Here is an 11,677-nt window from a genome sequence, read left to right as displayed (position 1 = left end):
GGCGGAAGCGGAGGAAGATAGATGAAGCAAATATTTACCTTGTGGCTATGCATTGCATTGATGGGGATGTCCACAGTTATGGGAGAATCAGCATCAGCTACCCAAGCTGTGGACGGACAGCCGTATCATTTTGGATTTAAAAAAAGTAAGGGAGGCGAGCTGCCTTCCATCGCACAAGAAGGATTTATGCACCTGATTGAAAGACAAGGCGGCATCTTTTTGGGGGATACGACTAAGAAAGAATTGTTTCTTACTTTCGACAACGGTTACGAAAATGGATATACTCCCAAGGTGCTGGATGTATTGAAAGCCAAAAAGGTTCCAGCCGCCTTCTTTGTAACCGGGCATTTTGTAAAAGACCAACCGGATTTGATGCGCCGCATGGCCAGCGAAGGCCATATTATCGGAAACCATTCATGGAGCCATCCTGATATGAGCACCATTTCTTCGGCAGAGATTCGGTCTGAGCTGGATCGGGTACGAACTGCGTCTGCAGAGCTGACTGGGCAAAAGGAAATGAAATATGTCCGGCCACCGCGCGGCATTTTTAATGAAAAAGCATTGGCATCCTGTCGAGAAGCTGGATACACGAGTGTGTTCTGGTCGGTGGCCTACAAGGACTGGGACACGAATATTCAGCGAGGAACAGACTATGCCTATCGCCAAGTTATGCAGCAGCTCCACCCTGGAGCGGTCATTTTGCTCCATTCTGTATCCAAGGATAATACCGAGGCACTTGGCTCGATCATTGACGAGGCTCGCAAGCAAGGATATGAGTTCAAAAGCCTGGATGACCTTAAAGTTAAGCACTATCATTAAAAATAGCATCTAGCTTAATGACTCAATACCGTCATCAGCCCGATCCACATCTGCCCTAGCAGACTGTGTGAATCGGGCTGATTAGTTTACGAATAAGGAAGGTCATGGATATCCGTCATGATTCATCACCATACTGAACTGGCTGCCTACGCGACTGAATCTATCCCCAATGAGGGGGAAAATCAAGAAGAGCGGATTATCGCCAAAATACGTGAATTGGCTGAAACAGTAACTATTTAGTCCAATGCTAAGGAAGGGGAGGTCCCTCTATGGGCCTTTCCTTCCTTTTACCATCCAAAGGATAACAACGCCTATTTCAAGGTCAGCTTATACACTCTGGCTTCATAAGGCCGCAGCTTCAAGGCGTGCAAATTTTCTCCTTTTACCGGTTCGTAGTTGGAGAGAAGCAGCTCCGCCTTGGCGGCAGGAAACTTCTCACCGTCGGGCCAGTGGAACACGGGATCACGGTCAAAGAAATTCAAAATGACAAGCAAACACTCTTGTCCCAGCATGCGTGAAAATACATATAGCTCTGTATCAAGTGGCAACAACAGCTTGTATTCGCCATAGACTATGACCTCATGTTGTTTGCGCAGAGCAATCAACTTACGATAATAGTGGAAAATTGAGTTCGGGTCATTTCTTTCTGCCTCTGCATTAATGTGCGTGTAGTTATCATTAATTTTCATCCACGGCTCTCCATCGGTAAATCCGGCTGCAGGTCCGGCATTCCACTGCATGGGAGTGCGCGCATTATCCCGACTTTTTCGCCAGATCGCGGCCATAATCTGCTCCTCCGGCTCACCGAGCTTCCGTTGCTGCTCATAGTAGTTTAACGTTTCCACATCCCGATAATCATCAATTGACGGGAAGGCAATATTCGTCATCCCGATTTCCTCACCCTGATAAATATAAGGTGTACCCTCAAGCATATGTGTGAAGGTTGCCAGCATTTTGGCGGATTCCACACGATATTGTCCATCATTCGCAAAACGGGAGAGAGCTCGTGGTTGATCGTGATTGTTGAGATAATTGGCATTCCATCCTTCCTGATGAAGCACCGTCTGCCAACTACTCATTATTTTTTTCAGTTCCACCAGCGTCCACGACTTGTACTTCCATTTTTCCGTTCCTAACCCTTGTGCATCAATAAACATGTGCTCAAACTGGAACACCATATTCAGCTCATGCCGCTGATCTCCCACATAATCCAGTGCCTGTTCCGGTCCTAAACCGGACGTTTCGCCAACCGTCATTAAGGGATAACGCTCCAGTACTTTTTCATTTAGCATCCGTAGAAGTACATGAACCTGTTCCAGATTGGAAAAGAGTTGATAGGCACGTACCAAGGTTTGTTTGTCAGGATTATGCGCATCCGGCAGCCCTTCTGCTTTGACAATATGGGCAATGGCGTCAAACCGGAAGCCATCGACTCCCTTTTTTAACCACCATTCCACCATACGATAGAGTTCACCCACCATCTCTTCATTTTCCCAGTTCAGATCCGGCTGATGCTCGGAATACAGATGCATGTAATATTCGTCTGTAAGCTTGTCATATTTCCACACAGAACCGGAGAAATACGATTCCCAGTTGTTCGGATATCCGCCATTTTTGCCTGTTCGCCATATGTAGTAGTCCCGCTTCGGATTATCCTTGGACGAGCGTGACTCCGTGAACCACGGATGCTCATCCGACGTATGGTTTAATACCAAATCCATCATAATTTTGATGCCTCGTTCATGCGCCTGATGAAGGAGTTCATCAAAATCCTCCATCGTTCCAAACTCATCCATAATGGCATAATAATCGCTAATGTCATATCCATTATCGTGATTGGGCGACTTATATATCGGGCAAATCCAGATCACATCAATCCCCAGCTCAGACAGATAATCCAGCCGAGACAAAATGCCGCGCAGGTCCCCTTTTCCGTCTCCGTCAGAATCCTGAAAACTGATCGGGTATATCTGATAAACAACAGCTTCCTTCCACCATATTTTTTTAGGCATGTTTCCCTCCTGTATCTTCTCTGTACATCCAATAGCTTATGCTCTTAACATACACGCAATACCTGTATGCGAATCGTTGGTGCAGGGAAATAAGGGACTTGTAAGCTTGCTCGGGCGCATAAGCAGAGCTGCTATAGCCTACGATATATTTTTTAATTTAATTTTTGAAAAACAGGTTGTATAAATGGGCTTGGCGTTACCTATATTTATGAACTGCCCATATACTTGAACCAAGAGCGGTGCCATTCTTGAATTTAGGGAGGAATGTATATGAACCTTCGACCCAAGGAGCCAAAGGATCTGATTGTGGAATCAGCTGTAATCCCACCCAACATCCATGTGGATGTGGAGTCAGCCACTGAGGGGGGAACACGCCGCCTGATGCTTAGCGATAACCCGGAGACGCTTACCCATGTGACGGTACCTACCGAGCAAGCCACTTTGTGGCATGATGTGGTTCGCACCACAACCCGGACAGTCAAGCACCGGATTTTCGGCTGGCATTATAACAAAATAGGCAGCCCTGTTAAACTGGGCATCACCATAGAGAATAAAAGCACGGCTCGCCTGGAAGTACGTCATATTGAACGTGCCCTTGAGATTGTACCCGAGGACGGCAACTGGATTATTGATGTTGGGCAGTCTATTGCCAAAAGCTGTTTGGCGGGTACGATGAAACGTCTGAAGCCAGTAGACCGTCACAAATTCGGCAGAGGCACCGCCTTGCTGGAGGAATTTGAGCTACCCGAAGGATCGCTGGCTGGATTCATCTACGACCTCACGGTAGAATACGCCGAAGGCCACGGGACGCTGGATTACGTGATTCGCACCGTAGTCAGCAAAGATACGCAGACGGATCTGCGCGAGATTCACAAGGATGCACTCCCTCCTGTCCCGCCGCCGCAGGCGCACCCACGAGGAGTATGGTCCTTTTCTGAAACAAATGCGCGCATGCCGGAGTATGTAGTAGGGCAAAGCGCCAACTACCGAGCATGTGCCACTAAGAAGCTGAACGGCGAAACTCCTGCAGATCTGCTGTTTACAGGGGAACGCAGCGAGCTGGGGCCTGCGCTTGATAATCGCGGACAATTCGGAACGATATATAACGCAACCATTCCTATCGTTAATCACAGTAGTGAGGTACGTACCGTACGAATCTATGCCAATCCACGTGGAGGCGCGTTCGCCGGGTCTGTACGCGTGGATGGTCATGTATATGGTATCCCCTTGCTACAAGATAATACCAAGGTATGCCGACTGACTGACATCCGCATCCCTCCTGGCCAGTCGAGCTATTCTCTTAGCTTCATGGTTGCAGGTAGCGCGACCACTCCGCTGGGTTTATACGTGATCACGCTATAATCGCAATAACACTAGATGGATACATGGATCGCCTCAATAGTGCAAAGAATATAATTAAGACGTGATTGTTCTAAAATGTTAAATAACCCGGTGACCATAGATCATCGGGTTATTTATGTCGATTTTTTTATAGAATACGCTATTTCAGATTACACTACTCTGCTCAGTATAAAGTTGGAAGGCGGCGTAGGCTCCGGCTTACCAAACAAATAACCCTGGGCAAGTGACACACCTGCATTGCGACAAAATTCAAAATCCTCCATTTGCTCTACACCTTCAGCCAACACCTGACCTCCAAAACGAAAAGCGGATTCCACTATCCCAGTAATTTGCCGTTTCTGATCACTGTTATGATGACAGCCATCAATTATACTGCGGTCAATTTTAACATAATCGGGCTGGAGGCAATTCATAAGCTCTGTCGTAGAATAGCCTGCTCCTACATCATCCAGTGCCACTGAAACTCCCCGTGTACGATACTGTTCAAAGATTTGATGCAAAAAATTCAGGTCGTCTATTTCTTCTGTCTCTACGACCTCAAACACAAAATCCTCCGTATTCATAGATAACCGTTCAATCGTCTCAAAGGTATGATTCAAGCAATAAGCCGGATTATAAATGGTTGAAGGGAGAAAGTTAATAAATCGTTTAATCCCCACCGGAAGGCAGGTCGCACTTTTTTCAATAGCGGAAATACGAGCCGAGCGATCCAAATGAGCATGCAATCCAGCTTCACGGGCGACTTCAAACAGTCGGAAAGGCTGAAAAGACTTATCTGGCTGTGATGAACGCAGCAAAAACTCAAAGCCGATAATATTCAGCTTGTAGTCAACAATAGGCTGCATATGGCTGGTAAAGTTTTGATTATTAATAATACTCACCAGATCCGGATGTTGCAGTCGAGCTTGCAATTGACCAAATAAAAGCCATTCCTCAAATCCCTCAACATGTTGCAAGCCAGTCACCACAACTTGCATTCGGCTCAAGCACTCCTGCGGCAGACGAGCCAGTCCGTTAACCAGCTGTTCCAACTGTGAACGGCTGTCATAGCGAAACACGATGTTACCCTCACACCAATGTTCTTGTTTCATTTGTTCCGATAGCATGCCCAAGCCCTCTAATGCTGGAGTAAGTGACACCCTAGAATGCCTAATTTTCAGCAATCCTTGATCCTTAATAGGTAATATGATGCTGCAATTGCTGCAAGTCATAATGGTCCTCCTCGGAACAATTTCCCGGTTTTTTCACCATTATATCACAAATAATTAGAACAAAAGTACTATATAATTACGTGTTTTTACAAAAAACAAGCTTATTCCCAATAACAACTTAGGACTTAAGTACATATTCGACAAAAACAAAACCTTTTTTTGCACTCATGATAAACGCAGGTACTGTTGTATTTGATATCAAAAAAAGCAGCAAGTCTCTTGTTTAAAGAGACTTACTGCTTCATTCTGATATGGAGTGGAAACTAAAACTCCAAGTTACTTGGACGCCTTTGGTTTCGTTGTTTTAGCTGGTTTTGCAGCTGCAGGTTTAGTCGTTTTAACAGCTGGCTTCGCGGTTGCTTTCGCAGGTGCCGCAGCTTCCTTCACAGACGTCGTTGCTGCACTAGGCTTAGCGTCAGCTTTCAAGCTGTATTTGGCAAACCCGTCTGCCGCGCTGCTCAAGTATGAAATTTGTTGATTTCCGGCTAGCACATCTTTGGCATCAGGAGAGGACTCAAAGGTAACCTTGGCCTGACCAAAAGGAGCAATAGACCAGTTGCCGTCCGCTGACGGGTTAATCGTTCCGTTCGTACGGATATAATCAACAACGACTTGGCGACTTTCATCTGGTGCTGCCATCACAATACGTTTGCCATCTGGGTTGGCCAGTTTGGAGGAGGAAGCACGATAGTTATTGGTCGCAACGATAAATTTCTGTGCAGGATCAATAGCCTTCCCATTGTATTGCAGATCCTTGATACGATGGGCTGAAGAATCAATAATAGTTCCCTTGGCATCATATCGTGCAGGCTGAGTTACATCAATCTGGTAATTCACACCGTCAATCACATCAAAATTGTAGGTTGGGAAATCTTTGTTGATCAGCGATTGTTCCTCTGTTTTGCTAGGATCAATGCGGTTGAACTGACCCGCAGACCATTCCAGCCACTCCTGAATTTCAGCACCCGTAACTTCTACGGCATGAACCGTGTTCGGGTACACGTACAGATCGGACACGTTTTTAATCGCTATTGTACCTTCAGGAATGTTGGTATAATACTCAGCACCGTTGCGACCACCGGCTTTGAATGGAGCGCCTGCCGACAATACGGGGAGATTTTCGTATTCTGTTCCTTTAAGATGGTTTTGAACATACCATTTCTGTGCATTTGTCACAATTTGAATGGACGGGTCATCCTGCACTAATGCAAAATAGCTAGTAATCGGTGCAGTCGTTGTTCCGACAGGTTGACGAATATAATCTAGCGTTCCTTGATGCTCTCCTTTGATCGCATCAACCAGTTTAAATTCAGGAGTAAACTTCACAGCCTGATTGGTAGTACTCACAACCGGACGCACTTGAGACTGAGAGTTGATTACGTGCCACTCGCGATTTCTCTTTTCCAGACTCAGATCAATAATGCCCAGATCCTTACCCCATGAAGAGGCTTCCACAGCTGGTACGTCGTTAATGGTTCCTTTATCCAAATCTACGCCCTTCATATCTTTAAAATCAGGGCCTGGGAAAGATTTATGAGCATGCCCAAACAGAATCGCGTTAATTCCGTCCACCTGGCTCAAATACTTAACGGCATTCTCCATCATTGGCGTTTGCGGCACATCCTCATAACCTGTGTGTGCAAGCACGACAATAATGTCAGCACCTTCTGTTTTCATTTGTGGAATAAACTTTTTGGCTGTTTCCACGATATCCTTTGTAACGACCTTATCCTTCAAATTAGCTTCATCCCACTGCATAATTTGAGGTGTTACTAGACCGATGACACCCACTCTGAGTGTATGTTCTTCGCCCTTCTCATCCGTTACTTTTTTATCAAGAATCTGATAAGGGGTAAAATAATTTTTAGTAGCTTGACCCTCGTTATCAACATAAACGTTCGCATTTACGTAAGGAAAATCAGCACCCTTGAGCGATTTGTCCAGAAAGTCGAGACCGTAGTTGAATTCATGGTTTCCTACAGTAGCCGCATCATAGCCCATCAAGTTCATCATCTTATAGACCGGATGGACACCGCCTTCTTTCTCAAAGGTTTTGTTGCGGGCCATATAATCGCCTAATGGATTGCCCTGCAGCAAATCACCGTTATCGAACAGCATGCTGTTTCTTGTTTCACTACGAGCCTGTTGGATCAAGCCTGCTGTCCTAATCAAGCCATATTCATTGGTTTCTTTGTCCGAATAGTAATCATAGTTCATCAGCGCCCCATGAATATCCGTTGTCTCCATGATCCGCAAATTCACCGTAGCGCTATAGCGAGAGTCGCTAGCTGCCCAGGATGGAGCGGCTGAAAACACCAGCAGGCTACAAGCTACAACTACTGCTGTAAACCCTTTAAACCAATTTTTACGAAATAACAAAATATACCCCTCCTCATTAAGGTGTATGCCTCATATACATACTTTTGCACATATATGTAAGCTTTGAACCCACCATTCCTATTTTAATCCAACGCCAGACAAAAGAGTAGTCATTTGCTTAAAATATTTATGAAAAAATAATTATTTTTCGCATAAAAAAAGCCAGTAAATCTCCTGAAAAGGTTGGAAATTTACTGGCTTGTCTGTTATATTGTTTCTATTTCGTCCACACCTGGCGCTCCGTTTGTTGACCAACGTACTCAATACGAGTCGGATTGACGTCTAAAACGACATAATCGGGATCATCAGGTCCGGAAAACCACTTTTTCAGAGAATCATTCCACACTTGTTTGCGTAACCCCTCATCAGCTGTAACCTGGACGGTAGCCTCCACTTCCAAGACTTCCTTCGTACCACCCACTTCATAACCCAGCAGCAGATAAGCATTCGGATTGTCCTTTAGCTCTTCCACTTTATGTGTTTTGCGATCCGTCGCCAGATGAATGTTCATTCCATCGTTAAAAAGGGCCATATAGCGCACTTTCGGTTTTCCGCCCTCTACCGTACCTAACGAGCAAAATTTGTTGTTATCCAAAGCCTTCACAATGGCTTGTTCCAGCTGACTGCGATCCAATGTATCCGTTTTACCCACAGTACAACAACTCCTTTTTACGAATTAGAATTCTATAGAGTCTATGCCACTTGGCACCAGCTCTCCTAAACATACAGTGTAGCTGTTCTGAAAATAACATGACCAGAACAGATCTGAATGATTCATGTTCATTTTCAGATCAAAGCTCACAGTAAAAGTGTACCCTGTCGTTCGGCAAATGAACCGTGAGCGCTTCCTTAAGGCTGGACAGACCCGCCTTCAAGGCATATAATCGTCGTAGTAAACCCGAATAAACGAACCCATTAAACCATACAATGCCAGGGGTGCTGGAATCGGCCGGCTGAGAGTGTGTCCCAAGACACTGACCCTTACAACCTGATCTGGGTAATGCCAGCGTAGGAATGCTTAAGCAAGATGTGCCTTTTATTAAAACAGGACATCCCTTACTTTGGTATATACAAGCGCAAGCGTCCCGGAATCCCGGGACGCTTTTTTTGTTGAAGATGAAGTTGTTGGAAAGATTGCATTCCGGCAGATGTTATTTTTGTGAAAATGGGGAACATAAGCTGTCTGATTGGACGGACAACGGGTAATTAAAAAGGAGAGAACACAACGATGAAGCGCATGAAAATGTTAAGCCTGGGTCTAATCAGTCTTTGGCTCATGGCTCTGACTCTGACCGCTTGCGGCGGCAATCCCCCTACATCTCAAAAGGAGGCTCCTGCTGCCGACACTTCAACGTCTACCTCGGCAAAGGGGCTCAAAGATGTTAAAGTCGTGCTCGACTGGACACCCAATACGAATCACACAGGACTCTATGTCGCCAAGGACAAAGGATTTTACGAAAAAGCAGGCTTGAATGTCCAAATTGTTCAACCAGGCTCAGGCGGAGCCGACCAAATGGTTGCTTCGAATGCTGCACCTTTTGGTATCAGCTATCAAGAAGGCGTCACTCAGGCTCGCATCCAAGGCGTGCCGCTCGTATCCATCGCTGCGGTGATTCAGCATAACACCTCTGGCTTCGCAGCCCCGGTAGACCGCGGAATTAAAAGCCCGAAAGATTTCGAGGGTAAAAGCTACGGCGGCTGGGGTTCTCCTGTAGAAGAAGCGGTCATGAAATCCATCATGGATTCAGACCAAGGTGATGTGAGCAAAGTGAAGATCGTCAATATGGGTAATGCAGACTATTTTACAGCCGTGAAGCGGGATATTGACTTTGCCTGGATTTTCTACGCATGGACCGGGATTGAGGCCAAGCTTCGAGGTGAGCCATTGGATATGCTATATGTAAAAGATTATTCCAAAAACCTCGATTACTATACACCTGTAATTGTGAGCAATGAACAGACGATAAAAAATGATCCTGAGCTGGTTAAGGCGTTCATGGACGCTACCGCGCAAGGCTATGAATACACTATCGCCCATCCAGAAGAAGCGGCAGATATCTTAAGTAAAGCTGTGCCGGAGCTGGACAAAAAACTGGTACTCGCTAGTCAAAAATGGCTAAGTCCGCGTTATCAGGACGATGCCCCGCAATGGGGCGTACAAAAAGCGGAGATATGGAAAAACTACTCGGACTGGATGTATGAACGCAAGCTGCTCAGCAAACCTTTGGAAGTCGATAAAGCCTTTACAAACGACTTCTTGCCCAAGCGTTGATCTTGTAAATAGAGCTTGAAGTAGCCTTTGTGCCACTACGCGGACTGATGATGCTTTCCATCGCCACCGCCCCCGGATTTCCGGATTAAAGCATCAGCAGGGTAAAAATCCGGGGACAAAAGCGACCGCTTCGCTTGTACAGCACCATTCCGTCCGCTTCGCTCTCGCTCCACTTGGTTTATTCTTTAGTCTCATAGTATCTAAGCGCAAAAGCAGGTGCGCTTGTGTGTAAAAATGCCACACAACCCTGCTTTAAAAATAAGGTGCTTATAAGGCGGTTGGCAGCGTAGCGATTCATTTGAATCTGGAGAAGCGAGGTGTTCGCCTGAAAGCTTTCTTTAGGAAAGCTAGCTTCGGAAGCATATGCTCAGGGGGATTCTTACCTTTTAAATTTTATTCAAAGAATCCCGCGGCAACAGCGATCGTAAGATCAAATGAACCGTGAAGCGGTCTCCCCGCCTTAAACCAATTTATTTTCCTAATAACTTAAACAAAAAAGGACAGGTGAAATTCGCATGGCTAACACATTGCTCAGTATTCAAGTCATCCCTAAAACTCCTAATAACGAAGACTCTTATCCATATGTAGACAAGGCGATTGAGGTCATTCAGCGTTCCGGCGTCAAGCATCAGGTGAATCCATTGGATACCACAATGGAGGGCGAATTGGACGAATTGCTGAAAGTCGTCAAAGACATGCATGAGGCCTTGACGGAAGCTGGAAGTCCCAGCGTCATTTCACAGATCAAAATCGCACATAACCCACAGGGCATCAGCATGAACAAGCTGACCGAGAAGTATCGCCCATGAATCCGAAAGGCAAGAACGTATCCTGGTGGAAAAGCGTATGGCCGCCCCTTGTGGCGGTCCTCTTCTTTTTAGCGGCTTGGCAGGGAGCGGTTAACTATTTACATATTGAATCCTGGCTCCTGCCAGCTCCATCCCTAATCGTACAAGAGGGCATGGCGCAATCGGCGTTGCTTGGCACCCATACATGGGCTACGGTTCGCCTGACGCTTGCGGGATTTGCTATAGGGACAGCAACGGGACTGCTGATCGCCATCGTTCTTCATACGATTCCTTTTCTCAAATCTGCTCTATACCCGCTCTTGATCCTTAGCCAAAACATTCCGATTATCGCCCTCGGTCCGTTGCTCATGGTATGGTTCGGTTTTGGGGTGCTGCCCAAGCTTATGGTCATTACATTAGTATGCTTTTTTCCCGTGGCTGTAGCGGCCATGGACGGGCTGACACGGACAGACCGTATGATGATGAATTACATGCGAATGTCAGGTGCAAGCCGCAGGGCTATTTTTCTAAAGCTAGAGCTACCACACTCCCTGCCACAAGTCTTCTCTGGCGTTAAAATCGCTGCTACCTATAGTGTGATGGGCGCGATCATTGCCGAATGGATTGGGGCCAGTGAAGGAATTGGATATTATATGTTGCTGCAAAAGTCTGCCTATCGTACGGATCTCATTTTTGCCGCTATCGGTATTATTGTTGCACTCAGCTTGCTGATGTTTGTCGTTATTTTACTACTGGAGAAATGGTTGGTTCGCTGGAAACCTGACCAAGAGTAGATTCCACATATTGCATTAAAGCATCAATGAAAGGACGTGG

The 11,677-nt window shown here is 46.0% G+C and carries 10 protein-coding genes and 1 riboswitch; of the genes, 6 read left to right on the top strand and 4 right to left on the bottom strand.

The genetic code is table 11. The features are described 5' to 3' along the window. Positions 1-21: 21 nt before the first annotated feature. Both pdaA and PPM_RS30360 read left to right on the top strand, forming a co-directional pair. A complete protein-coding gene (gene pdaA / locus PPM_RS02375; protein WP_013369090.1) occupies positions 22-819 on the top strand; it encodes a delta-lactam-biosynthetic de-N-acetylase in 798 nt (265 codons plus the stop codon). A 117-nt stretch (positions 820-936) separates the two neighbouring features. Continuing rightward, entirely contained in the window at positions 937-1,059 is a 123-nt protein-coding gene (locus PPM_RS30360; RefSeq protein WP_013369089.1) for a hypothetical protein, read from the top strand. 71 nt (positions 1,060-1,130) lie between these two features. Here PPM_RS30360 and PPM_RS02370 read toward each other — a convergent pair whose 3' ends face one another. Continuing rightward, on the bottom strand, positions 1,131-2,831 hold the full coding sequence (locus tag PPM_RS02370) for a glycoside hydrolase family 13 protein (protein WP_013369088.1): 1,701 nt from the start codon (positions 2,829-2,831) through the stop codon (positions 1,131-1,133). A 270-nt stretch (positions 2,832-3,101) separates the two neighbouring features. Between PPM_RS02370 and PPM_RS02365 the strand changes: the two genes are divergently transcribed. Next, entirely contained in the window at positions 3,102-4,193 is a 1,092-nt protein-coding gene (locus PPM_RS02365; protein ID WP_013369087.1) for a hypothetical protein, read from the top strand. 149 nt (positions 4,194-4,342) lie between these two features. On the opposite strand, the gene PPM_RS02360 is transcribed toward PPM_RS02365, so the two are convergent. From PPM_RS02360 to PPM_RS02350, 3 genes are all read right to left on the bottom strand, one after another. Then, positions 4,343-5,404, bottom strand: a complete 1,062-nt coding sequence (locus PPM_RS02360) for an EAL domain-containing protein (protein ID WP_014599417.1) — start codon at positions 5,402-5,404, stop codon at positions 4,343-4,345. 276 nt (positions 5,405-5,680) lie between these two features. Continuing rightward, on the bottom strand, positions 5,681-7,783 hold the full coding sequence (locus PPM_RS02355) for a bifunctional 2',3'-cyclic-nucleotide 2'-phosphodiesterase/3'-nucleotidase (protein ID WP_013369085.1): 2,103 nt from the start codon (positions 7,781-7,783) through the stop codon (positions 5,681-5,683). A 217-nt stretch (positions 7,784-8,000) separates the two neighbouring features. Continuing rightward, positions 8,001-8,435 (bottom strand): pyridoxamine 5'-phosphate oxidase family protein, encoded by a 435-nt coding sequence (locus tag PPM_RS02350; RefSeq protein ID WP_013369084.1) that lies wholly within the window; start codon positions 8,433-8,435, stop codon positions 8,001-8,003. Positions 8,436-8,705: 270 nt separating this feature from the next. After that, a riboswitch (TPP riboswitch) is annotated at positions 8,706-8,815 on the top strand. A gap of 196 nt (positions 8,816-9,011) precedes the next feature. On the opposite strand from PPM_RS02350, the gene PPM_RS02345 reads away from it, so the two are divergent. The 3 genes from PPM_RS02345 (at position 9,012) to PPM_RS02335 (ending at position 11,637) form a co-directional block, all read left to right on the top strand. Then, positions 9,012-10,055 (top strand): ABC transporter substrate-binding protein, encoded by a 1,044-nt coding sequence (locus tag PPM_RS02345; protein ID WP_013369082.1) that lies wholly within the window; start codon positions 9,012-9,014, stop codon positions 10,053-10,055. A gap of 515 nt (positions 10,056-10,570) precedes the next feature. Then, a complete protein-coding gene (locus PPM_RS02340) occupies positions 10,571-10,864 on the top strand; it encodes an MTH1187 family thiamine-binding protein (protein ID WP_013369080.1) in 294 nt (97 codons plus the stop codon). Continuing rightward, complete coding sequence (locus PPM_RS02335) at positions 10,861-11,637, top strand: ABC transporter permease (RefSeq protein ID WP_013369079.1); 777 nt, start codon at positions 10,861-10,863, stop codon at positions 11,635-11,637. Before PPM_RS02340 ends, PPM_RS02335 begins: the two co-directional genes overlap by 4 nt. The last annotated feature ends 40 nt before the right edge of the window (positions 11,638-11,677 follow it).

The sequence above is a fragment of the Paenibacillus polymyxa M1 genome (genome assembly GCF_000237325.1).
In the GTDB taxonomy this organism is placed as follows: Bacteria; Bacillota; Bacilli; order Paenibacillales; family Paenibacillaceae; genus Paenibacillus; species Paenibacillus polymyxa_C.
The sequence above is the reverse complement of the archived record's forward strand: the minus strand, read 5'-3'. Positions and strand labels throughout refer to the sequence as shown.